This window comes from Pseudomonas sp. 06C 126, from assembly GCF_001855215.1.
GTDB classification, from domain to species: domain Bacteria; phylum Pseudomonadota; class Gammaproteobacteria; order Pseudomonadales; family Pseudomonadaceae; genus Aquipseudomonas; species Aquipseudomonas proteolytica.
The window spans coordinates 1-23,769 of record NZ_MIFU01000078.1 but is presented as its reverse complement, the minus strand read 5'-3'; the positions used below and the strand labels follow the sequence as shown (position 1 = coordinate 23,769).

General features: G+C 61.9%; 24 protein-coding genes. 9 read left to right on the top strand and 15 right to left on the bottom strand.

The window, feature by feature from the left end:
• Positions 1-144 precede the first annotated feature (144 nt).
• On the top strand, positions 145-546 hold the full coding sequence (locus tag BHC62_RS11185) for a RidA family protein (RefSeq protein WP_029294319.1): 402 nt from the start codon (positions 145-147) through the stop codon (positions 544-546).
• Here BHC62_RS11185 and BHC62_RS11180 read toward each other — a convergent pair whose 3' ends face one another.
• Together BHC62_RS11180 and BHC62_RS11175 are read right to left on the bottom strand one after the other, a co-directional pair.
• Positions 547-2,034: an aldehyde dehydrogenase family protein gene (locus tag BHC62_RS11180; RefSeq protein ID WP_070995060.1), complete on the bottom strand. Its 1,488-nt coding sequence runs from the start codon at positions 2,032-2,034 to the stop codon at positions 547-549.
• A 226-nt stretch (positions 2,035-2,260) separates the two neighbouring features.
• The gene (locus tag BHC62_RS11175) at positions 2,261-3,589 is read right to left on the bottom strand and encodes a hypothetical protein (protein WP_070995059.1); all 1,329 of its coding nucleotides are present in this window, start codon (positions 3,587-3,589) and stop codon (positions 2,261-2,263) included.
• Between the two features lie 217 nt (positions 3,590-3,806).
• On the opposite strand from BHC62_RS11175, the gene BHC62_RS11165 reads away from it, so the two are divergent.
• The 3 genes from BHC62_RS11165 (at position 3,807) to feaR (ending at position 6,915) form a co-directional block, all read left to right on the top strand.
• The gene (locus tag BHC62_RS11165) at positions 3,807-5,306 is read left to right on the top strand and encodes an APC family permease (protein ID WP_070995058.1); all 1,500 of its coding nucleotides are present in this window, start codon (positions 3,807-3,809) and stop codon (positions 5,304-5,306) included.
• Positions 5,251-5,871 carry a DUF3156 family protein gene (locus BHC62_RS11160; protein ID WP_070995057.1) on the top strand — a complete coding sequence of 207 codons (621 nt, stop codon included), beginning with the start codon at positions 5,251-5,253 and terminating at the stop codon, positions 5,869-5,871. Before BHC62_RS11165 ends, BHC62_RS11160 begins: the two co-directional genes overlap by 56 nt.
• Before the next feature lie 108 nt (positions 5,872-5,979).
• Entirely contained in the window at positions 5,980-6,915 is a 936-nt protein-coding gene (gene feaR, locus BHC62_RS11155) for a transcriptional regulator FeaR (protein WP_070995056.1), read from the top strand.
• 154 nt (positions 6,916-7,069) lie between these two features.
• Here the strand turns inward: feaR and BHC62_RS11150 are convergent, their stop codons facing one another.
• Together BHC62_RS11150 and BHC62_RS11145 are read right to left on the bottom strand one after the other, a co-directional pair.
• Positions 7,070-7,435: a cupin domain-containing protein gene (locus BHC62_RS11150; RefSeq protein ID WP_029294333.1), complete on the bottom strand. Its 366-nt coding sequence runs from the start codon at positions 7,433-7,435 to the stop codon at positions 7,070-7,072.
• A gap of 30 nt (positions 7,436-7,465) precedes the next feature.
• Positions 7,466-8,764 carry an FAD-binding oxidoreductase gene (locus BHC62_RS11145; protein ID WP_070995055.1) on the bottom strand — a complete coding sequence of 433 codons (1,299 nt, stop codon included), beginning with the start codon at positions 8,762-8,764 and terminating at the stop codon, positions 7,466-7,468.
• 206 nt (positions 8,765-8,970) lie between these two features.
• Here BHC62_RS11145 and hpaR (BHC62_RS11140) point away from each other — a divergent pair, with 206 nt between their 5' ends.
• Positions 8,971-9,393 (top strand): homoprotocatechuate degradation operon regulator HpaR, encoded by a 423-nt coding sequence (gene hpaR / locus BHC62_RS11140; RefSeq protein WP_029294338.1) that lies wholly within the window; start codon positions 8,971-8,973, stop codon positions 9,391-9,393.
• Positions 9,394-9,528: 135 nt separating this feature from the next.
• On the opposite strand, the gene hpaI is transcribed toward hpaR (BHC62_RS11140), so the two are convergent.
• From hpaI to BHC62_RS11100, 8 genes are all read right to left on the bottom strand, one after another.
• Positions 9,529-10,329: a 4-hydroxy-2-oxoheptanedioate aldolase gene (gene hpaI / locus BHC62_RS11135; protein ID WP_070995054.1), complete on the bottom strand. Its 801-nt coding sequence runs from the start codon at positions 10,327-10,329 to the stop codon at positions 9,529-9,531.
• 18 nt (positions 10,330-10,347) lie between these two features.
• Positions 10,348-11,151, bottom strand: coding sequence for a 2-oxo-hept-4-ene-1,7-dioate hydratase (gene hpaH, locus BHC62_RS11130; protein WP_029294342.1), 804 nt, complete (start codon positions 11,149-11,151; stop codon positions 10,348-10,350).
• A 12-nt stretch (positions 11,152-11,163) separates the two neighbouring features.
• Complete coding sequence (locus BHC62_RS11125; RefSeq protein WP_029294344.1) at positions 11,164-12,468, bottom strand: MFS transporter; 1,305 nt, start codon at positions 12,466-12,468, stop codon at positions 11,164-11,166.
• A gap of 194 nt (positions 12,469-12,662) precedes the next feature.
• Positions 12,663-13,055, bottom strand: coding sequence for a 5-carboxymethyl-2-hydroxymuconate Delta-isomerase (locus BHC62_RS11120; protein ID WP_070995053.1), 393 nt, complete (start codon positions 13,053-13,055; stop codon positions 12,663-12,665).
• 70 nt (positions 13,056-13,125) lie between these two features.
• A complete protein-coding gene (gene hpaD / locus BHC62_RS11115; RefSeq protein WP_029294348.1) occupies positions 13,126-13,983 on the bottom strand; it encodes a 3,4-dihydroxyphenylacetate 2,3-dioxygenase in 858 nt (285 codons plus the stop codon).
• 119 nt (positions 13,984-14,102) lie between these two features.
• Positions 14,103-15,563 (bottom strand): 5-carboxymethyl-2-hydroxymuconate semialdehyde dehydrogenase, encoded by a 1,461-nt coding sequence (hpaE, locus tag BHC62_RS11110; RefSeq protein WP_029294350.1) that lies wholly within the window; start codon positions 15,561-15,563, stop codon positions 14,103-14,105.
• A gap of 5 nt (positions 15,564-15,568) precedes the next feature.
• Entirely contained in the window at positions 15,569-16,339 is a 771-nt protein-coding gene (locus tag BHC62_RS11105; RefSeq protein ID WP_070995052.1) for a fumarylacetoacetate hydrolase family protein, read from the bottom strand.
• Positions 16,336-17,001 carry a fumarylacetoacetate hydrolase family protein gene (locus BHC62_RS11100; RefSeq protein ID WP_029294354.1) on the bottom strand — a complete coding sequence of 222 codons (666 nt, stop codon included), beginning with the start codon at positions 16,999-17,001 and terminating at the stop codon, positions 16,336-16,338. Before BHC62_RS11100 ends, BHC62_RS11105 begins: the two co-directional genes overlap by 4 nt.
• Positions 17,002-17,122: 121 nt before the next feature.
• Here BHC62_RS11100 and hpaA point away from each other — a divergent pair, with 121 nt between their 5' ends.
• Positions 17,123-18,022, top strand: coding sequence for a 4-hydroxyphenylacetate catabolism regulatory protein HpaA (hpaA, locus tag BHC62_RS11095; RefSeq protein WP_029294355.1), 900 nt, complete (start codon positions 17,123-17,125; stop codon positions 18,020-18,022).
• On the opposite strand, the gene BHC62_RS11090 is transcribed toward hpaA, so the two are convergent.
• Positions 18,023-19,279 (bottom strand): OprD family porin, encoded by a 1,257-nt coding sequence (locus BHC62_RS11090; RefSeq protein ID WP_070995051.1) that lies wholly within the window; start codon positions 19,277-19,279, stop codon positions 18,023-18,025.
• A gap of 213 nt (positions 19,280-19,492) precedes the next feature.
• On the opposite strand from BHC62_RS11090, the gene hpaR (BHC62_RS11085) reads away from it, so the two are divergent.
• Complete coding sequence (hpaR, locus tag BHC62_RS11085; RefSeq protein WP_029294359.1) at positions 19,493-19,915, top strand: homoprotocatechuate degradation operon regulator HpaR; 423 nt, start codon at positions 19,493-19,495, stop codon at positions 19,913-19,915.
• A 49-nt stretch (positions 19,916-19,964) separates the two neighbouring features.
• Positions 19,965-20,975 carry a GlxA family transcriptional regulator gene (locus BHC62_RS11080; protein ID WP_032866764.1) on the top strand — a complete coding sequence of 337 codons (1,011 nt, stop codon included), beginning with the start codon at positions 19,965-19,967 and terminating at the stop codon, positions 20,973-20,975.
• A 7-nt stretch (positions 20,976-20,982) separates the two neighbouring features.
• Here the strand turns inward: BHC62_RS11080 and BHC62_RS11075 are convergent, their stop codons facing one another.
• On the bottom strand, positions 20,983-22,221 hold the full coding sequence (locus BHC62_RS11075; protein WP_070995050.1) for a methionine gamma-lyase: 1,239 nt from the start codon (positions 22,219-22,221) through the stop codon (positions 20,983-20,985).
• A gap of 123 nt (positions 22,222-22,344) precedes the next feature.
• Between BHC62_RS11075 and BHC62_RS11070 the strand changes: the two genes are divergently transcribed.
• Complete coding sequence (locus BHC62_RS11070) at positions 22,345-22,815, top strand: Lrp/AsnC family transcriptional regulator (RefSeq protein ID WP_029294365.1); 471 nt, start codon at positions 22,345-22,347, stop codon at positions 22,813-22,815.
• Positions 22,816-22,826: 11 nt separating this feature from the next.
• On the opposite strand, the gene BHC62_RS11065 is transcribed toward BHC62_RS11070, so the two are convergent.
• Positions 22,827-23,507 carry a histidine phosphatase family protein gene (locus BHC62_RS11065; RefSeq protein ID WP_071610026.1) on the bottom strand — a complete coding sequence of 227 codons (681 nt, stop codon included), beginning with the start codon at positions 23,505-23,507 and terminating at the stop codon, positions 22,827-22,829.
• Between the last annotated feature and the right edge of the window lie 262 nt (positions 23,508-23,769).

The following is a 23,769-nucleotide window of genomic DNA, read 5'->3' as shown; positions in this document are numbered from 1 at the left end:
GTAGATGGCGCCTGGCGCGAATATAGGCAGGGGAGAGGTTGTTTGCAAGGCGTTCTGTTTCCAGATGTTGAAATATGCAACTTCTCCAAGAGCCAGAAAAACCGTTGAGGTAGCCTTGTTTCCTACAGACAACAAGGAGTCGTCATGCAACGAAGAACCATCAATCCCCCGACAGTCTTCAACTCTCTGCAATACGGTTTCAGCCAGGCCATGGAAGTGCGCGATGGCCGACGCATTTTACTGTCCGGCCAGGTAGGCGTGGACGCTGACGAACGCACCGTCGGCCCGGGCATCGCCGAGCAGACCGCCACCGCTCTGGACAATATCGAAAAGGTCCTGGCCGCGGCCGCGGGGGACCTGTCCCATGTGATCATGCTGCGCCTGTACATCGTCGAGTCCGCCCGCGATCAGCAGGAGCCTATCGCCGCCGCCTTGCGCGAGCGTTTCCCGAACAACCCACCGCCGTCGTCGTGGATCATCGTCAGCGGCCTGTCGCTGCCCGAATGGTTGATCGAGATCGAGGCGGAGGCGCTGATCCCAGGGTGATCAATAACGCATCATCACCGACTTGAGTTCGGTGTAGTCCTCGATAAACGCACTGCCAAACTCCCGGCCAATCCCCGAGGATTTGTTGCCACCGAATGGCACGGCCGGGTCGAGCAGGGTGTGCATGTTGACCCACACCGTGCCGGCGTTGATGGCCGGGACCATACGCAGGGCCTTGCCCAGATCGTTGGTCCACAGGCTGGCGCTGAGGCCGCCGGCAGTGTGGTTCATCAGTGCCAGCAACTCCTCCTCGTCGTCGTAGGGCAGGAAGGTGGCGATGGGGCCGAAGGTTTCTTCGGTGAGTAGCGTGTCGTTGATGCTGTTGGCGAGGATCACCGTGGGCTCGACGTAGCAACCGGGGCGATCCATCGGTTGGCCGCCGTAGATAATCGTGTTGTTTTCGGCGCGGGCGGTGGCAAAAAAACCTTCCAGCTTCGCTTGGTGTTGGCGATGGGTGACCGGGCCGAATTCGGTGCGCTCATCCAGCGGCGAGCCGATGTTCAATGCGCTCAAACGCTGGGCCAGGGCCTCCATGACGGGGTTGACCTGTGAACGATGGACGAAGAAGCGCTCGGCCGCCGCACAGATCTGCCCCGAGTGCAGGAACCCGGCCTCGATAATGCCGTTGACGGCGGTTTCCAGCGGCACATCGCGCAGGAACGCCGCCGCGTTTTTGCCACCCAACTCCAGGGTCGCCCGCGTCAGGCCGGCGCCCATGGCCGCGCGGCCGACCGCAATGCCGGTGGGCACCGAGCCGGTGAACGACACCTTGTCGGTGCCTGGGTGTTCGATCAGCCCCTTGCCCACCTGGCCACCGCCAGTCAGCACGTTCAGCACGCCCGCGGGCAGGCCGGCTTCCACGGCCAGTTCGGCAATGCGCAGCAGAGTCAGCGGGGTGAACTCGCTGGGCTTGATGATGATGCTGCAACCGGTCACCAGGGCCGAGGCGAGTTTCCAGATGGCGATCATGGTGGAGAAGTTCCACGGCACGATGCCGACCACCACACCCACCGGTTCGCGCAGGGTGAAGGCGGTGTAGCGCTCGCCGGCAAACGAGGGCAGCGATGGGGTGAGGGTCTGGCCGCTGATCTTGGTTGCCCAGCCCGCGTAATAACGCAGGAAATGCGCGGCCTGGTCCACTTCAAAGGCGCGGGAAATCTGGATGATCTTGCCCGACTGACAGGTCTCGATCTGCGCCAGTTCCTCGCGGTTGCGTTCCAGCAGGTCGGCGAGTTTGAGCAGGACGTTGCCACGGACCGCGGGCGCGGCCTGGGACCATTGTTTGAAACCGTGCCGGGCAGACGTCACCGCCCGTTCAATATCACTGGCTTGCGCATCGGCGACCGTGGCAATGACCTGGCCGGTGGCGGGGTTGATCACCTCCAGGGTCTGGCTGGATTGGCTGGGGACGTAGCCACCGTCGATAAACAGGCCGTGGTCCCGACGCAAGAAGGCTTCGACCTGGGGCAGCAGCGCGATATCGCTCATGGGGGGTGTTCCTGATCAAAAAGGAAAACCCGAGGCTAACCAACGCCGGCGGCTACAGCTTGACTGTGCCTGCCGGGGCGCATGCCTGTGGCTGCCATCTGCCGGGGGGAGGGTTGTTGTGTTGAGCAGGCTTTCTTGTAGGGGAGCAGATTTCCTTGTGGCGAGCGGGCTTGCCCCGCTCGCCACAGGAAGCGCCATCACAGGCCAGTCACACCACAACCAAACCTCAGAACGGCACGGCCACCACCAACTGGCTGTACACATTGGTGCCGTTACCGCCGACCTGGTTGCCGCCGTTGTCCTGGTCCTTGTCCGGTTGGTACAGGCCAATCAACGGCGTGATGATCAGGTGGTCATTCACCGCCCATTCGGCATACAGGTCCAGCTCGCGGCCATCGAGGTCGAGCATGTTGCGTTTGCTCACGGTCTGGTAGTCGAAGAACAGCGCGCCGAGGGTCAGGTTGTCCAGCGGCTTGACCTTGAGTGCTACATGCTGCACCGCAGTGTTGGTGTTGTAGGGCCCGGAGTAGTTGCCCGCCACTTCGCCCTGGACCCAGGTGCCATAACCGCGGTTGAAACCGGCGAACAGTGCATCCCAATTCTTCGAATAGCGCGCATAACGGTAGGTCAGGTCCGGCGACCAGGGCAGGTCGGCAAAGGTATAGCCGGCTTCGGCGTACCAGGCTTTTTCCGGGCCGGGGTCCTTGTCCTGCCAGGCGTATTCAAACGAGAAGTGCGCGTTGTCGATCCCGGCATTCCCGCTGCCGCGCAGGCTGTAGAGGTTCATGCCCTTGCGCTGCTTTTGCACGTCACTGGCATAGCGCTCGTCCACATCGATGCCATGCAGGTACGTCAGGCCCAGGGTGCCCGGTGCGGCGCTGTATTCCAGGGTGCCGATGGCCATCTCGGTCAGGGCCTGGGCGCGGTTGTCGGACTCGATCCACATCAGGCTGCCGTGCAAGCCGTCCTTGCCGCCCAGGCGCACCACCGCAGCCTTGTCGAAAGCATGCCGGGCCGCGATGTAATAGGCGCCGCCACGGTCGAACTCGCCATCGGCCACGCCATTGCCCAGGTTCGGGCCGTCGTCATTGATGATAAAACCATCGCCCACGGTGATGATCTGGCGCCCGTACGACAGGTCCAGGCCATCCTTGCCCAACGCCGGCAACAGGTCCCCCGAGCGCCAGCCAGCAAAGGCTTCGTCGAACTTGGTGGTGCGCTCGCTGCCGTCGGTCACACGGGAGGCATCGCCATCGCCCCAGGTGCCAGAACTCACCAGGTTGGCGGTGCCATACACACTGCCCAGGCCGCCCAGGGTCTGGTCGACGCTCAAGCCATACTTGATAAAGCCTTCCCGCCACGTCGAGCCACCCGGGCTGCCCTCGTAGTTCTTGCGGCTGTTGAACATGCCGTACACGGCCAGGAAGTTGCCGGTGACGGTGGTGTCGTCGTCGGCATACAGTTCGATTGCCTGGGCCGCAGGTTGGCCGATCAACAGCGCCAGCCCCAGGCCGACGGCCGGGTGCAGGTGGCGGGTTTTGAGTGTGTGCTCCATTGTTATAGTCCCCAGCAAGATGAAGTTGAGGGCGCATTAGGACGAGCGTCGGCGGCACAAGTCTTTCACCTGCGTGCCAGGCAATTGATCCTGGCCGCCACGCCGCAAGCCCTGGCAGGGAGCAACAAAACCGGCGGCAGCCAGGGGCAAGACGATCAGGTTGGGCGGGGCGCACAGTGCAAACACTTCTAAAAAATCCCTTTCGAGGATCTGCACCATGTCGATCAATGACAGACTTACCGCGCACCTGAACCGGGGCACGGTGGGCTTTCCCACCGCGTTGGCCAGCACCATTGGCCTGATCATGGCCAGCCCGGTGATTCTCACCGCGACCATGGGTTTTGGCATCGGCGGCAGCGCGTTTGCGTTGGCCATGCTGATCGCCGTGGTGATGATGCTGGCCCAGGCGACAACCTTCGCCGAGGCCGCCTCGATCCTGCCCACTACCGGCTCGGTGTACGACTACATCAACTGCGGCATGGGCCGTTTTTTTGCGATCACCGGTACCTTGTCGGCCTATTTGATCGTGCATGTGTTTGCCGGCACCGCCGAGACCATCCTCGCCGGGGTCATGGCCCTGGTGAACTTCGAACACCTCAATACCCTGGCCGAATCCGCCGGGGGTTCCTGGCTGCTTGGCGTCGGTTTTGTGCTGGTGTTCGGCGTGCTCAATGTGTTTGGCGTCAGCGCCTTTGGCCGCGCCGAAATCATCCTGACCTTCGGTATGTGGACCACCTTGATGGTGTTTGGCGTGCTGGGCTTGATCGCCGCGCCGGCAGTGCAACTGGACGGCTGGTTTGGCGAGTCCCTGGTGGGCAGCGACCTGGTGACGGTGTTGTCCCTGGTGGGCATGGCGATGTTCATGTTTGTCGGCTGCGAATTCGTCACCCCGCTGGCGCCGGACTTGCGCCAGTCGGCCAAGGTCATGCCACGGGCGATGATGCTCGGCCTGATGGGCGTGGCGACGTGCATGTTCATCTATGGCGCGGCCATGAAGCGCCAGGTCGAAAACGTGGTGCTGGACGCGGCCAGCGGCGTGCATCTGCTGGACACGCCCATGGCGATCCCACGCTTTGCCGAACAGGTCATGGGGCAGATCGGGCCGCTGTGGCTGGGCGTCGGTTTTCTGTTTGCCGGTGCCGCCACCATCAATACCTTGATGGCCGGTGTGCCACGGATTCTCTACGGCATGGCGGTGGATGGCGCGCTGCCGAAGGTGTTCACCTACCTGCACCCACGCTTCAAGACCCCGGTGCTGTGCATCCTGGTGGCGATGCTGATTCCCTGCCTGCACGCGCTGTACCTGGGTGGCAACACCGACAACATCATGCACCTGGTGCTGGCGGCGGTGTGTGCGTGGAGTTTTGCCTACCTGCTGGTGACGGTGTCGGTGGTGATCCTGCGCATTCGTCGTCCCGACTTGCCACGGGCCTATCGCTCGCCGTGGTTCCCACTGCCGCAGTTGCTGTCCAGCGCCGGCATTCTTTTGGGCATGTGGTTTATCACGCCACCGGGGATGAACCCGGCGGATATCTACGTCCCGTTCGGCGTGATGCTGGGCGGTACGGCGGTGTATGCGCTGTTCTGGACCCTGGTGGTGCAGAAGGTCAATCCATTCAAGCCGGCGTCGGTGGAAGACGTGCTGGCCAAGGAGTTTGCCAATGAACCGGGTCACGCTCACAGCGGCTATATCAGTGCTGCGGCAAAAGCTGTCTGAACTGTTCAGCGCACAACGGGCGCCAGCGGGCTATCAGCCGGGGCGCACCCTTGGGCAACTGCGGCGCAACCTTGGGCTGGCGCGTTTCGAGCAAGTCTCGCCGACCTTGGCGCGGGTTGCCCTGGACGACGACAGCCTGCACCTGGAAATCCGCGAGCGCACCGAATCGCAGTTGTTGATGCACCTGGTCATGACGGAGTTCAGCGTGCGCCTGCCTGCCTCGACAGAGGGCGCGGCGAGTTTTGCCCTGCACCATGGCGGGGCTGTTCGACGGACCGGGATCCACTGTCGGCAACGCATGGGCGAACGTGCTTTGTTGGGGCAACTGCAGGCGCGTCTGCAACACGACAGCGCCTTGCACCAGGCATTGATGCCCCTGGATTTCAAACGCTTGCACATCGAGCTGCGCGACCATCAATGGCATGTGCGCCTGGAGCATATGGGCGGCAGCGAGGTGGTCAACCGCATGCCGGCCTTTCGGCGCTACATCGCCTTGAGCCGCGTGCAGCGCGATGCCTTGCTGGCTGCGCTGGTGGGCTTGCAGCGCGTATTGCGCACGCTCTGATTGGCATCATTAGTGCAAACACAATGGCGGACAGGTACTTGTTGCGCGCATATAGATAACATGTTAACTATTGCCCGACAAAAACAATAAGCCATTGTGGAGACACCCATGGGTATCCAACAGAGTGCACAACAGGGGCTCGACACCTGGAACCGCGACTTGCGTGCGATGTGCGGCCACTTCGACACCGAACTGGCTTTCAACCGTTCGCTGTTTATCGGCGAGTTTTCCATGCTTTCAAACGGCGGGTTGCCCTTGGCCAGCCTGCGTACCAATGCCGGCCTGATCAAGCGCCAGGTTTCCAATCCCGACCATGATAACGACCAGGATTGTTTTTTGGTCAGCCAGCGCAGCGGCTATTCGCAGATCGTGCAGAACGGCCAGCGGGTGCAACTGGCCCCTGGCGAACTGCTGCTGATGGACTCGGTGGGCTCCATTGAAATCACCCCGTTCGGCTTGATCGAACATACCTCGCTGTCGTTGCCGCGCGCTCAGGTGTGCAAGCAGATGGGCAGCCAATCGAAGACCTTTGGCAAGATTTCCTCCAGCAAAGCCTGTGGGCGCATGTTGCATGTATTGATGGACCAACTGTGCAAGGGCAGCGAAGGCGCCGAGGATGAGGTCGAGGCGTTGCAGTGTGCGTTTGTATCGCTGCTGGGTTCAGCCCTGGAGCAGGACGACGACGCGCGCGACGATACCAGCGCGTTGCAAGGCAACAACCTGCGCAGCTACGTGCAGAAGATCATTGATGAGTCCCTGAGCCAACCCGGCCTGAGCCCCGTTGGCCTGGCCAGCCGGCTGAACATCTCGGTGCGTCATTTATACCGGCTGTTCGAGGAGCAGGACGATAGCGTCTGCCGCTACATCCAACGTGCGCGGCTCAAGCGCAGCGCTGATGACTTGACCAACCCGTTCCTGCGTAGCGAATCGATCACTTCGATTGCCTACAAGTGGGGCTTTACCGATTCGGCGCACTTCAGCCGTTCGTTCAAGAAGCAGTTTGACCTGTCGCCCAAGGCGTTCCGTTCCAGCCGGATGGCCTGAACCCCATTCATCAACCACCGAATGTGGGAGCGGCGGTGCGACGATTCGACTTGCCCGCGAACGCAGTGGGTCAGTCAGAACAGTATTGACTGACCCAGCGCATTCGCGAGCAAGTCGAATCGTCGCACCGCCGCTCCCACTTAGAGCAAAGTAGTTATACGACCGCGAAGTAGTGTTTGACGAAACTCTCGCTCAGCACTTCCCACAGCACGGGCGTGCCCTGGGTCACGAACCAGCTGTCGCCCGCTTTGTAGGTGGTGGTTTGGCCGCTGGCCTCGTCGGTCAGGCGCACTTCGCCGGTGACTACCGTGGCCTGTTCGTTGAACGGGTAGACCATGCGGAACTTGCCTTGCGTGGTGCCGAAGTAGGCGCTGCTGACCGGGTCGGTCGGCGCACCGAAGGTCATTTTGCCGAAGGCCTTGAGTTCGCCGGCGAGGATTTCGGAGCCGAGGTCGGCAACGGTGCCCCAGGCGTCGAGTTCAGACAGCTGGATATCTTTCTTGAGGGTAACGAGGGTCATGGCAGTTGCTCCAGAGGGATAAAAAAGGGGTTAGCGGCGACCATTCCAGTAACCGGACAGTTGGTGCCAGGATTTGCCCGCCGTCAGCAGCAGCGGGCGGATTGCGTCCTTGCCGATAATCGTCGGGCGGTGGATCGAGCTGACCAGGTCGTAGCGCGCCGAGCCTTCGCTCATGCCTTCGGCCAGGACCTTGCAGATGATGTGGCTGGGGGTGACGCCGAAACCGGAATAACCCTGGACGAAGAACGCATTGCTGCGCCCCGGCAGGGTGCCGATCTGCGGGAACAGATTGGGGCTGCAGGCCATCGGGCCGCCCCAGGCCAGGTCGATTTTCACGTCCTTGAGGTAGGGGAAAATCTTCAGCATCAGCTTGCGGTTCCAGGCCTTCAAATCGCCGGGAATGTGCTCCACCAACGGCGTGGCGGCGCCGAACAACAGGCGGTTTTCATTGGTCACCCGGTAGTAGTCGATCACCGGGCGGATATCGCTGTAGGCCCCGCGAATCGGGCTTATGCGCTGGATCAGCTCTTCGCTCAACGGCTCGGTCATCATCTGGAACGCGTAGGTATTGATGGTCGAGCGATGCAGTTCCGGCTCCAGTTTGTTGAGGAAGCTGTCACACGCCCATAGCAGTTTGCTGGCCTTGACCGAGCCGCGCCCGGTACGCACGGTGATGCGCTCGCCGTAGCTGACTTCCAGCGCCGGGCTGTTCTCGAAGATCCGCACGCCATGCCCGGCCAGGGCAGTGGCCTCGCCCAGCAGCAGGTTCAACGAATGCACATGCCCGCCGCCCATGTGCAGCAGGGCGCTGCTGTAGGCGTTGGAGCCGATGATCTGCTGGACGTCGGAGCCGCCGAGGAAGCGGATCTCATGCTTGCTGTTGATCGACTTGAAGTCTTTTTCCCAGGCCCGCAGGGTCTTTTCCTGGCGGGCGTTGAAGCCCATATAGCCGTAGCCGTGGCAGAAGTCGGCGTCGATGTTGTACTTGGCAATACGGTCCTTGATGATATCGGCGCCCAGGTCGCTGATCTCGAAGACCTGGCGCAGGCCGTCCTCGCCGACGTCGTTCTTGATCTTCTCCAGGTCATGGCCAATGCCGGCCATGATCTGCCCGCCATTGCGCCCGGTGCCGCCAAAGCCCAGGTAGCGCGCTTCCAGCACGACGATATTAGTGATGCCCTTTTCCGCCAGCTCCAGGGCGGTATTGATCCCGGAAAACCCGCCGCCAATCACCACGACGTCGGCCTCGATGTCCTGTTCCAGGGTGGGAAAGCTCAGGTTGTACTTCTTGGTAGCGGTGTAATACGTGGGGGTTTCAATATTGATCATGGCGCAGCCTGAAAAGTGAAGGAAGGCTCTAAAGCAGATGTCTTCATTAGGGGCCTTGGCGGGATCAATGTCTTGATCCTGCGTGCCGGGGCTTTTGATTCAGCGCGCCATGGACGTGCGCGACCACTAAGTTATAGCGCGAGCGCGGGGCGGGGATGTTAGAGTTTCGTTAAAACATTAACTAAATATCACGTGATCCTGACTCTATGCTCAAACCCCGGCAGTCCCTGACCCTCACCCTGTTGCAGGCCCGCGAAGCGGCCATGAGTTTTTTCCGCCCCTCGCTGAACGAACATGGCCTGACCGAGCAGCAATGGCGGGTGATCCGCATCCTCAATCAACACGACGAACTGGAGATTTACCAACTGGCGGAACTGGCCTGCATCCTCAAGCCGAGCATGACGGGCGTGCTGGTGCGCATGGAAGCGGCGGGGATGATCCACCGGCGCAAGGCCGAGCAGGATCAGCGGCGGGTACTGGTGACCCTGGCGGACAAGGGCCGGGCGAGTTTTGCGTCCATGAGCCAGTGCATGGAGGCCAACTACCAGCGCTTGCAGGAGCAGTTGGGGGCGCAGAAATTGCAGACCTTGCTGGGGCTGCTCGATGAGCTGAAAAACATCAAGCGCTGAAACACCACACATCCAAAAGGTGGGAGCGGGCTTGCTCGCGAATGCGTAGTGTCAGTCGATATATTCGCCGGCTGAACCACCGCTTTCGCGGGCAAGCCCGCTCCCACATTTTGCACCTGGGGTGTTTGGAAGGGATCAGTACACGCCACCAGTACCGACTGGTGACGCTGTACCTTTGAATTTCCCCACCAACCCCTGCAACCCGCGCATTAGCACCGTGGTATCCACTCCCACCGCGACAAACCCTGCGCCCAGCTCGATATAACGCCGGGCCAGTTTTTCATCGGCACTGAGAATGCCCGCCGCCTTGCCCGCCTGGCGAATCCGCGCAATGGCGTCCTCGATGGCCGCTTGCACGTCAGGGTGCCCCGGATTGCCCCGGTGCCCCATGGACGCACTCAAGTCCGCCGGGCCGATAAACACTCCATCGACGCCCTCGACGGCGGCAATCGCATCGAGGTTGGCCAGGCCTTGCAGGCTTTCGATCTGCACCAGCAGGCACATCTGCGCGTCGGCCTGGTCCAGGTAGCCGTCGATGCGGTTCCAGCGCGAAGCCCGCGCCAGGGCGCTGCCCACCCCGCGTATGCCCTGGGGCGGATAGCGCATGGCGCGCACCAGCTCCCGGGCCTGGGCGGCGCTTTCGACCATCGGCACCAATAAGGTCTGTGCGCCGATATCCAGCACCTGCTTGATCAGCGCGGTGTCGCCGATCACCGGGCGAATCACCGCCTCGCTGGCGTAGGGCGCCACCGCCTGCAATTGGCCGAGCATGCCGCGCAGGTCATTGGGGGCGTGCTCGCCGTCGATCAACAGCCAATCGAAACCGGCATTGGCCGCCAATTCCGCGCAGTACGCGTCAGCCAGCCCGAGCCACAGGCCGATTTGCGCTTCACCGCTATTGAGCCGCTGCTTGAAGCGGTTGATAGGCATGTCCATGAAACAGTCCTCCTGGGGTCAGACGAAACGGCAGGAAATCGAGCCGAGCATGTCGTAGTCGACATGGAAGGTATCGCCTGGGCTGGCCGCCACCGGCCGGGTAAACGAGCCGCCGAGGATGATCTGCCCCGGCAGCAACGTGACGTCGTAGGGCGCCAGTTTGTTGGCCAGCCAGGCCACGCCCTTGGCCGGATGGTTGAGCACGGCGGCCGAGACCCCGGACTCTTCGATCACGCCGTTGCGGTACAGCACCGCCGGAACTTTGCGCAGGTCGATCTCGGTCGGGCGCACCGCACGGCCACCCATGACCACGCCGGCATTGGCGGCGTTGTCGGAGATGGTGTCGAATACCTTGCGTGTGGCCTTGGTGTGCGGGTCGATCTGCTGGATGCGCGCGTCGATGATCTCCAGGGCCGGGATCACCCACTCGGTGGCGTCGAGCACATCGAAAATCGTGCAGTTGGGGCCCTTGAGCGGCTTGCCGAGGATGAAGGCCAGCTCCACTTCGACCCGGGGCACGATAAAGCGCTCGAACGGAATGTCGGTACCTTCCTCAAACAGCATGTCGTCGAGCAGCGCACCGTAGTCCGGTTCGGTGATGTTGGACGACACCTGCATGGCCCGCGAGGTCAGGCCGATCTTGTGGCCGACCAGCTTGCGCCCGCCCTTGATCTTCTGGGCGACCCAGGCGCGCTGGATGGCGTAGGCGTCCTCGATCGTGATGTCCGGATGATCGAGGGAAAATTGGCGTACCTGTTCGCGGCTGCGTTCGGCATGGTCCAGCTGGGCGGCGGCTTGCAGGATGAGCTGTGGATCGAGCATGACGAGGGTCTCTTACTGAGGGTTGACGATGGCGGCGTTGGTGCGCAACACCAGCAGGCCGCCAAGGGCGATAAACAGTGCCAGCACGTACAGGGCGAGGCTGGCGCTTTGGGTGGTGTCGCGCATCCAGCCGATCAGGTACGGCGCGAGGAACGAGGCGATGCTGCCAAACGAGCTGATCATGGCGATGCCGGCGGCCTGGGTGCAGTTGGACAGGAAGGCCGGCGGCAGTTGCCAGAACATCGGCAGCGCGGCGCTGGCGCCCATACCGGCGACGATCAGGCCACCCATCACCACCAGCGAATTGCCCGGTGCCAGGCCGGCCACGGCAATCCCGACGGCGGCCATCAGCAGCGGCACACACAAGTGCCAGCGGCGTTCGCGGTTGCGGTCCGAGGAGCGTCCGCAGCCGATCATGAAGAAGCAGCCGGCCAGGTACGGCACGGCGCTCAGCAGGCCGACCTGGCTGTCGCGGCCGATGCCGGCGCCGTGGATCAGGGTGGGCATCCAGAACGCCAGGGTGTTGACCGCCAGCATCACGGCAAAATAGATCGCCACCAGCAACCACACTTGCGGGTCGCGCAGGATGCCGCCGAAGGAGGTGATGGACTTGCGCTTTTCTTCGGTGCTCAGCTGTTCGCGCAATTGTTGCTTTTGCGCGGGCTCCAGCCATTTCACCGTTTCAAAACTGTCCGGCAGGTACTTGAGCACCACCAGGCCCAGCAGCACCACGGGCGCGCCTTCGATCAGGAACATCCACTGCCAGCCGCGCATCCCGCCAAAGTCGTGGAAGTTTTCCAGGATCGCCCCCGAGAGCGGTCCGCCAATCACCCCGGCCATGGGCACGGCGATGGCGAACAGGGCGGTGATCTGCGCCCGGCGGCGCGCCGGGTACCAGCGGTTGAGAAACACCAGGATCCCCGGGAAGAAACCCGCTTCGGCCACCCCCAGCAAAAAACGCAGGACGTAGAAGCCGGTGGAGCTTTCGATCCACAGCATGCTGGTGGACAGGATGCCCCACACCACCATCAGGCAGGCGATCCAGCGCCGTGGCCCGACGCGGTCCAGGGCGATGTTGCTGGGCACGCCGAACAGGGCGTAGGCGATAAAGAACAAGCCGGCACCGAAGCCATACACCGTGTCGCTGAAGTGCAGGTCGCTGCTCATCTGCATCTTGGCGAACCCGATGTTGATCCGGTCCAGGTGGGCAAACAGGTAACAGATCAGCAACAACGGCATCAGTCGCCAGGTGACGGTGCTGTGGGTGCGATCATGCTCGGCAAGGGTGACGCTGTGGGCGGTATTGGCTGTGCTCATGATGTTGTACTTTTTGTCTGAGAGGCCGTTGTGGAGGCGAGACTGCCCCGTCAAGCGAATGGAACCCACTGTAGGCGCGAGCTTGCTTGCCAAGGCCTCAAGGCCATCGCGGGTATCCAGCAGGCACGCGTTATCGTTGACGATCTTCGCGAGCAAGCTCGCTCCTACAGGTGATCTCGTTCAGTCGATGGATGTCAGCCCGCCTGGTTGCTTAAAAACGCGTGGATGTTGTTCTGTTTGAAGTTCAATTGCGGGTGCAGCTCGATCATCTCGAACGACAGGGCCAGCAGCCGCTGAGCCTGCAGGGCGGCGAAGTGTTCGGTGATCACCGCGAACAGCGCCTCGGCCACGGTCTGGCGGGTGGCCAGGTCACGTCCGTGGCCGACCTTGAGGGTCATGTGGACGAAGGCGTAGTCGTGCTTGCCGTCGGCCATGCGCCAGGTGTCCAGGCGTACGGCGCGGCTACGGATGCCGCCCAGGGGGAACACGCCACTGTCTCCCAGCACCTGGTGGACCTTTGCAAACAGCCCCGGCAGGTCGGCCTGGGATTCGAGGTTGTCGGTGTATTCGGCGATGAAATGCGGCATGCAAAGCCTCCTTCTGTGCGCGATTCAATGTGGGAGCGGTCTCGCCGGGCGAGACAGCTCCCACATGTATTCAGAGCGGGAAAATGGCGTTGATCTGGCCGGTGCCGGAGCTGCCGAACGGCTCGGTGATGATCTCTGCAGGGCGGTTGTACTCAGGCCCGCCAAGCAAACCCAGGAGCATCGCGGTGTCGTGCATCTTGCCTTCGCCAAAGCAGTGTTCGGCGTAGTCCGGGAGCATCGCGCAGAACTCCTTGAAGCGGCCTTCGCGCCACATCTGCACCACGTGCATGTCCACTTGCTTGTCGAACTCGCGAGTCCAGTTGTGGATGTTGGCTTCGGCCTCGCGGTCGTCGGAGAAACGGTGCGACAGAGAGCCGGACGCCAGCACCAGTACCTTGCGATCACTCTTCTCGATGGCCCGGCGCACGGCGGCACCAAAGGCAAAGCTGTCTTCCAGGCGATGCCAGGCGCACCAGGCGGCGATGGAGACCACGTTGAATTTCTGTTCTTCGGGCACATCCATGTGCATGTAGCGCATGGGCACCAGGGTGCCGTATTCCAGCTCCAGGCTCGGGATGTTGTGGTTCATGCTGCGCACCCCGGCCAGGTTGGCCTCGGCGGCGATCAGTTCGCCCAACTCCGGGCAGCCGGGGTAGGCGTACTCCATGTTCTTGATGAAGTGCGGCAGCTCATTGCTGGTGTAAGTGCCCTGGAAACGCTCGCCACCGTTGATGTGATAGCCGCTGTTGACCAGCCAGTGCACATCGAAAACCACGGCGGTGTCAGCCCCCAGTTCACGGGCGCGGCGCCCGATTTCCTTGTGCCCGGCAATCGCCGCGGCGCGGCAGCCGTGATGCTTGCCCGGCAGTTCCGACAGGTACATGGAAGGCACGTGGCAGATTTTCGCCGCCAGGACTACTTCACCCATGATCGTTCTCCTGATTTCATTATTCTTGTTGGGTTGTAGGAGCCGGTTTGCCGGCGATCCGAGTGCACGCGTCGCTTGCATCGCCGGCAAGCTGGCTCCTACAGACAGCGTTCATGCAGTTACACGCCCCAGCGCGGGATGTGATGGCTGCCCATGGAGATGCACACGTTCTTGATCTCTGCGAAAACTTCGAAGCTGTACTGGCCGCCTTCACGGCCGGTACCCGAACCCTTGACCCCGCCGAACGGCTGACGCAGGTCGCGCACGTTCTGGCTGTTGATAAACACCATGCCGGCCTCGATGCCACGGGCCAGGCGATGGGCCTTGCCGATGTCCTGGGTCCAGATATACGACGCCAGGCCATATTCGGTGTCGTTGGCCAGTTGCAGGGCCTGGGCTTCGTCCTTGAAGGGAATCAGGCACACCACCGGACCGAAGATTTCTTCCTGGGCGATGCGCATGTTGTTGCTTACATCGGCGAACACGGTGGGTTGGATAAACTGCCCGCGTGCCAGGTGTGCCGGCAGGTTGGCCGGCCGTTCCAGGCCGCCTGCCACCAGGTTTGCGCCTTCTTCGATGCCAATCTTGATGTAGCCGGTGACTTTGTCATAGTGGGCTTGCGTGATCATCGAGCCCACCTGGGTGTTCGGGTCTTGCGGGTCACCGACAATCAGGCGCTTGGCGCGGGCGGCGAACTCGGCGACGAACTGCGGGTACACGCTTTCCTGGATAAACACCCGGCTGCCGGCGGTGCAACGCTCGCCATTGAGCGAGAAGATGGTGAACAGCGCCGCATCCAGGGCGCGTTCGAGGTCGGCGTCTTCAAAAATCAGCACCGGCGATTTACCGCCCAACTCCATGGAGTATTTTTTCAGGCCGGCGGTCTGCATGATTTTCTTGCCGGTGGCGGTGCCGCCGGTAAAGGAAATCGCCCGCACATCCGGGTGACGCACCAGGGCATCGCCAGCGGTGGCGCCGTAGCCCTGGATCACGTTGAGCACGCCCTTGGGGATTCCCGCTTCGAGGGCCAGGCGTCCCAGTTCGTTGGCCGTCAGCGGCGACAGTTCGGACATCTTCAGGACCGCGGTGTTGCCCAGGGCCAGGCACGGAGCGGTCTTCCAGGTGGCGGTCATGAACGGCACGTTCCACGGCGACACCAGCGCGCACACACCCACCGGTTGGTAGAGGGTGTAGTTGAGCATCTGGTCGTCCACCGGGTAGCTGTGGCCGTCCATGCGCGTGCAGACTTCGGCGAAGAAATCAAAGTTGTGCGAAGCCCGTGGGATCAGCACGTTCTTGGTCTGGTGGATCGGCAGGCCGGTGTCCAGGGTTTCCAGTTCGGCCAGGTGGGGCACGTTCTGTTCGATCAATTCACCAAGCTTGCGCATCAGGCGCGCACGCTCCTTGGCGGGGGTATTGGCCCACTTGGGGAAGGCTTCCTTGGCGGCGGCCACGGCCTGGGCGACTTCTTCGGCGCCGCCGCTGGCCACTTCACCAATCGCCTCGCCGGTGGCCGGGTTGTAGTTGATGAAGGTGTCTTTGCTTTCGACCTCACGGCCGTTGATCCAATGTTTGATCATGGTGCTCAAGCCTCTTTGGCGGCGGCAAAAAAGTCCGCCTCGCTGACAATTCGGTTGACCAGGCGGCCGACGCCTTCGACTTCCACCACCACTTCATCGCCGGGCACCACATCGGCCAGGCCTTCTGGGGTGCCGGTGGCGATCATGTCGCCGGGTTGCAGGGTCATGAAGCTGGACAGGTATTCGATCAGGTAGGGGATATCGAAAATCATGTCGCGGGTGCTGCCTTCCTGGCGCAGTTCACCGTTGATCCAGGTGCGCAGGGTCAGGTTGCTCGGATCTGGCACATCGGCCACATCGACGATCCACGGGCCGACCGGGGTGGTGGCGTCGCGGTTTTTCACCCGCAGGTTGGGGCGGTAGTAGTTTTCCAGGTAGTCGCGGATCGCGTAGTCGTTGCACACGGTGTAGCCGGCCAGGTACTCCAGGGCGTCTTCGCGCTTGACGTTGCGCGCCGGCTTGCCGATCACCGCCACCAACTCGCACTCGTAGTGCATGTAGACGATGTTGTCGGGGCGCCAGGTGACCTGGTTATGCCCGGTGTAGGTGCCCGGCGACTTGACGAACGCCAGCGGCTCGGTCGGTGGGGCGAAGGCCAGTTCGGCGGCATGGTCGGCGTAGTTCAGGCCCAGGGCGAACATATTACCGGTGGCCGGTGGCAGCCACTCGACCTGGTCTTCGGCCAGCAACCGGCCGTCAGCCAGGCGCACAGCATTGAAATCTTCGACGTGGGCCTGATGGACCTGGCCTTCAAAACGGATGCGCGCGTGTTTCATGGCTGTTCCTCGGCCTGGATGTGGTTGACCAGGCGGCCCAGGCCACTGATCTCGACTTCGACGGTGTCGCCGGGTTGCACATCCACCCGGCCTTCAGGCGTACCGGTGATCAGCACATCGCCTGCATGCAGGGTCATGAATTCGCTGATCTCGGCGATCAACCGGGGAATATCACGCACAAAGTTGGCGGTGGTGTTCTGCTGGCGCAGCTCGCCGTTGACGAACAGCTTGAGGCTCAACTGATGAGGGTTGGCGATCTGCTCGCGGGCCACCAGTTCCGGGCCAAGGGCGCAGAACCCGTCGCGGCACTTGGCTTTGACGGCGGGGCGGTAGTAGCTGTCTTCCGGCAGGCTGAATTCATTGACGATGGTGTAGCCCGCCACATAATCCAGGGCGTTTTCCACGCTGACGCGGCTGGCATTTTTGCCGATCACCACGCCCAGCGCCGGGCCAGGTTGCAGGCGCTGGCCAGCCGGATGAAGCACTACGCCGTCATGACCGTTGCGCGTATTGGGCGTCTTGATAAACAGCACCGGCTTGACCGGCGGCTTCTGGTACGGCGGCTGTTCGAATTCAGCGAGACGCTGGTTCAGCAAGCCCTGGTAGTTCAGCGCGACGCCGAACAGGGTGCCGCTGGCAACATCATGCAGGGTACGGCTCATGGATTTCTCCTGGCGATGGCGACTGCTCTGGAGGCAGTTCGTTAATGTGTTAACGTTATAATTAATATGTTAACTACCGTCAAGCATGGCAAAATCATCGGGTGCAAAAAACAATAAAGAGATGCCCGTGAAACCGATCCCCAACATCAACATCGGCCAGGTCTACGACCAGCGCTACAGCGATGCCGACGTGCATTACGACCGGCTCGGCAACCTGGCGGGTTTTTTCGGGCGCAATATGCCCGTGCATCGCCATGACCGGTTTTTCCAGGTGCATTACGTCAAGAGCGGCGCGGTGCGGGTCTACCTCGACGACCAGCAATACCTGGAATCCGGGCCGATGTTCTTCCTTACGCCACCGACGGTGGCCCATGCGTTTGTCACCGAAGCCGATGCCGACGGCCACGTATTGACCGTACGCCAGCAACTGGTGCGGGCGCTGATCGATGCCGACCCAAGCCTTGCCCCCGGCCCGCACGTGCCACCGGCCTGCGTCGCGCTGGCCCGCCTGGCGCCGCAGTTCCAGCCCGAAATCAAGCGGCTGGAGTGGCTGTTTGACGAGCTGTGCAACGAAATCAACAGCGCTGGCGCCGGTCGCGCAGTGGCCCTGGAAAGCCTGACCCGATTGATCATGATCAGCTTGCTCAGGCTCAGCGCCAATTCCCTGGAAGCACGCCCGGCGCGCCATGAAGACCTGCGCATCTTCCATCGCTTCAATGAGCTGATCGAAGACCACTATCTGCTGCACTGGCCGCTGTCGGCCTATGCCGAAGCCATCGGCGTCACCGAAGCGCGGCTCAACGACGTGTGCCGGCGCATAGCCGACCTGCCGTCCAAGCGCCTGGTGCTTGAACGGCTGATGCAGGAAGCCAAGCGCCTGCTGCTGTTTACCGGCAGTTCCGCGAATGAAATCTGCTATCAACTGGGCTTCAAGGACCCGGCCTATTTCAGCCGGTTTTTCCAGCGCTATGCACAGATGACGCCGGGGGAGTACCGCCTGCGCCAAGCGGGCCTGCGCTGATCACCACAACGCCAGGCTGTAGCCGATGATGATGCGGCTTTCGTCGATATCGCTGGTCAGGCCGTTGCTCGAACGCAGGGTCGCGTTACGCAGCCTGACATTGACGTTTTTCAACGGCCCGCTCTGCACGGTGTAGGTCAGGTCGGTATCGCGCTCCCATTCGCGGCCATTGCGCACGCTGGCGGTCCGCACATGGCTGCCATCCACATAGCGGGTCATGAAGGTCAGGCCCGGCAGGCCGAGGGCCGCGAAGTTGTAGTCGTAGCGTGCCTGCCAGGCATCGGTCTGGGCCTTGGTGAACACGTTGATGGTCACCAGGTTGACGGAGTAGGGGTCCAGGCCCGGGTAGGCGAAATCGCCGTCGCCTGAGAGGTTCTGGTAGCCCAGGCCGAATTTATGGGCCCCCGTCGACAGGCTCAGCATGCCGTTGAAGAAACGGTTGTCGATCCGCCCACCGTCCACCCGTGAGGCGCTACGCAGTGCTTGGCTGCCTTGCTCGCGGGTGTCGAAGTAACGCAGGTCGCTGCGCAGGCTCATGCCGTTGGCCAGCGGCAGGTCGTGCACCAGGCCGATAAAGTGCTGGCGGTAGATATCCTGCATCTGCGCGTAGTAGTAGGTGGTCGCCAACTGTGGGGTGATGGCGTAGGTGCCACCGGCCAGGTCCAGGTGGCTGCTGTCGACGCCGGCGTAGCTCATCTGGTCGTTGCTGGAGGAGTCGCGCAGGTTCTGTTTTTCCAGGCGGCCGAGGTTCAGGGTCAGGCCGGCAATGTCCTGGGACGTGACCAGTTCACCGGTGTAGGTCGAGGGCAGCAGCCGCGTGTCGTTGTAGGCGGCCACGGGCAACTGCGGCTGCAGAGTGCCGGCCTTGAGCACGGTTTTCGCTACCCGCACCTTGGCCGTCAAGCCCAGTTCGCTGTAGTTGTCGACAGGCTGCTGGCTGGCGCCATACGCCAGCAGGCCGGTGCCACGCCGGTCGCGGCTGGAGTCGAGCTTGACGCCCAATTCGCCCAAGGCATCCACGCCAAAGCCCACCAAACCTTCGGTGTAGCCCGACTCCAGGCGCAGCACAAAGCCCTGGGCCCATTCATCGGCCTTGTTCTGTGGAGCGTTGGTCTGGCGAAAGTCGCGGTTCATATAGAAGTTGCGCAGGTCGAGGCTGGCCTTGCTGTCCTGGATAAACTCGGCGTAGGCGCTCAAGGGGCTGAACGTAGCGCACAGGCCGGCGCTGGCCGCCAGGGGAAGGAGGCGCAAATGCATGACAGATTCCTTTTGTTGTTTTTGTAGGTATCGCCCTTCGGATCACTCAAGGGAGTGGCATATTGTTAACATGTTATATTTATTATGGGTAGGTAATTTATGCGTCTGAAAAATAATTCGTGTCGAGGTTAACGAGTTTGTGTGGCGGGCGGCTTGCATGCCCGGGGAGGCGACCCTAAGCTTCGACGCTTCGATCTCTTTTGCGCGTGAACCATGTCCACTCCCAGACCTTCCCTGACGCTGACGCTGCTGCAGGCCCGCGAAGCCGCCATGGCGTTTTTCCGCCCTTTGCTCAACGAACACCAACTGACCGAACAGCAGTGGCGGGTGATTCGTATCCTGCGCCAGCAAGGTGAACTGGAAAGCCATCAACTGGCGCACCTGGCCTGCATCCTCAAGCCGAGCATGACCGGGGTGTTGGCGCGCCTGGAGCGCGATGGCATCGTGCGCCGGCGCAAGTCCAGCGAAGACCAGCGCCGCGTGTTCGTGAACCTCACCGAGCAGGGGCAACAGTGCTTCGTCGAGATGAGTGCGGGGATGGAAAGCAACTACCAGAAGATCCAGGAGCAGTTCGGCGAAGAGCAATTGCAGCAACTGCTCGAGCTGCTCAACCAGCTGAAAAACATCAAGCCCTAAGCCCTTGTAGCAGCCGGCTTGCCGGCGCCCGCAGACAGGTCGAACAATAATGGAAAGACGGCAATTCAGTGGCGGCATGAAAGGCAAGAACCTGCGCTACCTGAATGAAACCCCAGGCCAGGCACCACGCCTGGTCCTCGCAGGGTTTGTGTTGTTGGAGCATTTTTCCCTGCCCGCATTCACTCAGGCGCTGGACACCCTCATCACCGCCAACCTGCTACGCCCGGGGTTGTTCACCTCGCGCACTTTCGGTCTGGACGAGCAGGAGGTGATCAGCGACCTGGGCTTGGTGATTCGCCCGGACGCACGCCTGGACCACAGCGCGCTGGCCGACCTCGACCTGCTGGTGATTTGCGGCGGCTACCGCACCCAGCTCAAAGCCAGCGAAAGCTTTATCGAACTGCTCAAGGCCGCGGCGCAACAGGGCGTGATCCTTGCCGGCTTATGGAACGGGGCGTGGTTCCTGGGCAAGGCCGGGGTGCTCGATGGCTATCGCTGTGCCATCCACCCGGAACACCGCCCGGCCCTGACGGAAATCGCCAAGGCCACCCAAGTCAGTAGCGAGCCGTACGTGATCGATCGTGACCGCCTCAGTGCATCGAGCCCATCAGGTGCGTTCCATATGGCCCTGGACTGGATCAAGAGCCTGCACGACAAGGCGTTGGTGGAAGGGATCGAAGATATCCTGGCCTTTGAGGAGTCGCGTTACCGGCGGATCAAGCCCGCAGAAAACATCTGCGTGAGTGCGCCGCTACGCGAAGTGGTGCGCCTGATGGATGCCAACCTCGAAGAGCCCCTGGCCCTGGAACAACTGGCGGTGTATGCCGGGCGCTCGCGGCGCCAGTTGGAGCGCCTGTTCCGCGAGCAATTGGGGACCACGCCGCAGCGTTATTACATGGAGCTGCGTATCACCGAGGCCCGGCGCCTGCTGCAGCACACCGAGCTGTCCCAGGTCGATGTGCTGGTGGCCTGCGGGTTTGTGTCCCCCAGCCACTTCAGCAAATGCTACAGCGCCTATTTCGGCTATCGCCCGTCGAAGGAAACCCGGCTGGTCAAATAGCGCGCTGCTACACAGCGTGCGTCGCCGGTTTGCTTGCCGGCGCGCGCTTGACGCAATGCGCCAGTGCCTGCTCGATATCGGCCAGCAGGTCCGCGATGTCCTCCAGCCCCACCGACAAGCGCACCAGCCCTTCGGCAATCCCGTGCTGGGCCCGTTCCTCTGGGGTGTAGGTGGAGTGGGTCATGCTCGCCGGATGCTGGGCCAGGGACTCCGCGTCGCCCAGGCTGACCGCGCGGCTGAACAGTTTGAGCGCGTTCATGAAGCGCCTGCCCGTGGCGATGCCGCCCTTGAGTTCAAAGGCAATCATGCCCCCTGACAGCTTCATCTGACGTGCCGCCAACTCGTATTGTGGGAAGGAGCGTAGGCCGGGGTAGGTCACCGACTCTACCGCCGGATGGGCCTGCAACGCCTCGGCCACGGCCTGGGCATTGCTGCAATGGCGATCCATGCGCAGGGCCAGGGTCTTGAGGCCACGCATCAATAAAAAGGCGTCCTGGGGCGACAGCACGGCCCCGGTCAGGTCCTTCAAGCCTTGCAGACGAATGCGCTGCGCCAGGTCCTGGCGACTGACGGCGATGCCGGCGGTGATATCGCCGTGGCCGCTGAGGTATTTGGTGGCCGAGTGCACCACCACATCGGCGCCCAGTTCCAGCGGGCGTTGCAGGTAGGGGGTGCAGTAGGTGTTATCAATGACCACGGTAATGTTGGGCTGCTGATGGGCGATCTTGGCCACCGCGCCAATGTCGATCAATTGCAGGTTGGGGTTGGCCGGGGTTTCGCAGTAGATCATGCGGGTCGCGGGGGAGAGGGCGGCGCGCAGGGCGTCGAGGTCCGACAGGTCGACATGACGCACCTTGATGCCGAACTCGCCGATACCGTGGTGCAGCAGGGCGAAGGTGCAGCCGTATAACGTCTGGCTGACGATCACCTCATCGCCGGGCCTCAACAGGGTCCAGAACGTTGCTGCAATTGCGCCCATTCCGGAACTGAACGCCACCGCCGCTTCGCCGCCTTCCAGGGTGGCCATGCGTGATTCGAGCAAGGCCAGGGTCGGGTTGGAGATACGCGTGTAAAAGTGCCCGCTTTCTTCGCCGGCAAAACAGCCCGCGCCGTATTCGGCCGTAGGAAAGGCAAACGTTGCCGACAGATAAATCGGCGGCACCAGGGCACCATGATGGTCTTGCGCATCGTAGCCGTAGTGGATCGCACGGGTAGAAAAGCCGAATCCGCTGTGTTTGTTGTTCATGTAGGACTCTCCTTATTTCCTACAATGCTATGCTCATAACCGAGGCTGAACGTTGCCTACTTTGCTGGGAAAAACCGGCGGCAAAGGATGAAAACCCATAAAAATAACTATTCGAGGCAAGACATGCCTGTAGGACTCGACCGTACCGACAAAGCCCTGCTCAACGCCCTGCAAGGCAACGCCCGCCTGACCGTTGCCGAACTGGCCGATCGTGTCTCCCTGACCACCTCGCCGTGCTGGCGTCGGGTCAAGAACCTGGAAGACAGCGGCGTGATCAGCGGCTACCAGGCGATCCTCTCGCCCAAGGCCCTGGGCTACGGGGTCACGGCGTTTGTCAGCATCATGATGGACACCCACTCCAAGGAAATCGCCCGGGCGTTTGAACAGCGGCTGCTGGACATCCCGGAAATCGTCGCCTGCCATAACGTGTCGGGGCGCTATGACTTTTTGCTGGAAGTGGTGGCCAAGGACCTGGAGTCGTTTGGCGAATTTGCCCGCGAGGTGTTGCAGACGTTGCCATGCGTGAAGGAAATCTATTCGAGTTTTTCCTACAAGTCCGTCAGGCCGTTGCGGGTGATCCCACTGCCGGGGTGAGCGCGTTACCCCTAAAGATGCCCAAAGGCTGATGCCCAGTCCTGGCTGTTGAGTACCCCGAGCACCTTGAGCTTGCCGTGGCTGCCGACTTGGACAAACAGCGAACTGCCGTATTCGGCGCCATCGGCGTGGGGATAACCCAACACCCGCTCCAGGTCGGCGATGCATTCGCTGTGGGTGACCAGCAGCAGGTTACGCCCGGCGGCCTTGCGCGCCGCCAGATCATGGGCGAGGGCGGGGCCACACAAGGTCAAACGGTCAGGTAACACGCGGGCGTGGTCAAACATGAACTGCGACGTTTGCAGGGTGCGCGTGGCAGGGCTGCTCAACACATCACTGTGGGACATGCCCAGGGTCTGGAATGCGGCACCCACTGCGGTCGCCGCCATACCCCCGGATCGGGTCAAGCCATCTGGAGGGCCCAGGCAGGGATTGCTGGAGCGATCGCAGCGTTCTGCATGACGCACCAGCACGATCAGGTTGCCATTGCGCCAAGCTTCCAAGGCCCCCGAAGTGACCAGGCGATTGTCGATGCCAAGGTTCTGCGGTGACGCAGGCCAGAGCATCGCGCCCATCACCGCCAGGCACAGGGCGATGAGTGCGATAAAACGCAGCCACAGTTGTTTGAGGGGTTTTGCCAGGCGCCGATCGGCGAGGAGTTTGGCCTGGATCATGTCAACCACACTGTTCACCCTGGGGAGTTCTTACATTGCTGATTACGTCGGCAGGCAATCTAGCGTTCGGCGCGTGGCCGGCCAGTGAAATCAATGTGAAAAAAACGCGGTTGTCGCAGGGCGATGTTCGCGGTCGTTTCTGTAGGTCTGCGGTGCTTGAAAAGTAGGCAACTTCCCAAACTTCATCCCCTAGCCGTTTTTCATCCCCGGGCTTGTGCCAGGCCCGTTCTGCTTACATATATTCCTACGCCCTATTCATTGCATCAGGGATGCGGGCGAT

Bases quoted from the DNA above. Each gene is read 5' to 3' on its own strand.
- BHC62_RS11185 (WP_029294319.1), top strand. From the start codon at position 145: ATGCAACGAAGAACCATCAATCCCCCGACAGTCTTCAACTCTCTGCAA.
- BHC62_RS11180 (WP_070995060.1), bottom strand. From the start codon at position 2,034: ATGAGCGATATCGCGCTGCTGCCCCAGGTCGAAGCCTTCTTGCGTCGG.
- BHC62_RS11175 (WP_070995059.1), bottom strand. From the start codon at position 3,589: ATGGAGCACACACTCAAAACCCGCCACCTGCACCCGGCCGTCGGCCTG.
- BHC62_RS11165 (WP_070995058.1), top strand. From the start codon at position 3,807: ATGTCGATCAATGACAGACTTACCGCGCACCTGAACCGGGGCACGGTG.
- BHC62_RS11160 (WP_070995057.1), top strand. From the start codon at position 5,251: ATGAACCGGGTCACGCTCACAGCGGCTATATCAGTGCTGCGGCAAAAG.
- feaR (WP_070995056.1), top strand. From the start codon at position 5,980: ATGGGTATCCAACAGAGTGCACAACAGGGGCTCGACACCTGGAACCGC.
- BHC62_RS11150 (WP_029294333.1), bottom strand. From the start codon at position 7,435: ATGACCCTCGTTACCCTCAAGAAAGATATCCAGCTGTCTGAACTCGAC.
- BHC62_RS11145 (WP_070995055.1), bottom strand. From the start codon at position 8,764: ATGATCAATATTGAAACCCCCACGTATTACACCGCTACCAAGAAGTAC.
- hpaR (WP_029294338.1), top strand. From the start codon at position 8,971: ATGCTCAAACCCCGGCAGTCCCTGACCCTCACCCTGTTGCAGGCCCGC.
- hpaI (WP_070995054.1), bottom strand. From the start codon at position 10,329: ATGGACATGCCTATCAACCGCTTCAAGCAGCGGCTCAATAGCGGTGAA.
- hpaH (WP_029294342.1), bottom strand. From the start codon at position 11,151: ATGCTCGATCCACAGCTCATCCTGCAAGCCGCCGCCCAGCTGGACCAT.
- BHC62_RS11125 (WP_029294344.1), bottom strand. From the start codon at position 12,468: ATGAGCACAGCCAATACCGCCCACAGCGTCACCCTTGCCGAGCATGAT.
- BHC62_RS11120 (WP_070995053.1), bottom strand. From the start codon at position 13,055: ATGCCGCATTTCATCGCCGAATACACCGACAACCTCGAATCCCAGGCC.
- hpaD (WP_029294348.1), bottom strand. From the start codon at position 13,983: ATGGGTGAAGTAGTCCTGGCGGCGAAAATCTGCCACGTGCCTTCCATG.
- hpaE (WP_029294350.1), bottom strand. From the start codon at position 15,563: ATGATCAAACATTGGATCAACGGCCGTGAGGTCGAAAGCAAAGACACC.
- BHC62_RS11105 (WP_070995052.1), bottom strand. From the start codon at position 16,339: ATGAAACACGCGCGCATCCGTTTTGAAGGCCAGGTCCATCAGGCCCAC.
- BHC62_RS11100 (WP_029294354.1), bottom strand. From the start codon at position 17,001: ATGAGCCGTACCCTGCATGATGTTGCCAGCGGCACCCTGTTCGGCGTC.
- hpaA (WP_029294355.1), top strand. From the start codon at position 17,123: ATGCCCGTGAAACCGATCCCCAACATCAACATCGGCCAGGTCTACGAC.
- BHC62_RS11090 (WP_070995051.1), bottom strand. From the start codon at position 19,279: ATGCATTTGCGCCTCCTTCCCCTGGCGGCCAGCGCCGGCCTGTGCGCT.
- hpaR (WP_029294359.1), top strand. From the start codon at position 19,493: ATGTCCACTCCCAGACCTTCCCTGACGCTGACGCTGCTGCAGGCCCGC.
- BHC62_RS11080 (WP_032866764.1), top strand. From the start codon at position 19,965: ATGGAAAGACGGCAATTCAGTGGCGGCATGAAAGGCAAGAACCTGCGC.
- BHC62_RS11075 (WP_070995050.1), bottom strand. From the start codon at position 22,221: ATGAACAACAAACACAGCGGATTCGGCTTTTCTACCCGTGCGATCCAC.
- BHC62_RS11070 (WP_029294365.1), top strand. From the start codon at position 22,345: ATGCCTGTAGGACTCGACCGTACCGACAAAGCCCTGCTCAACGCCCTG.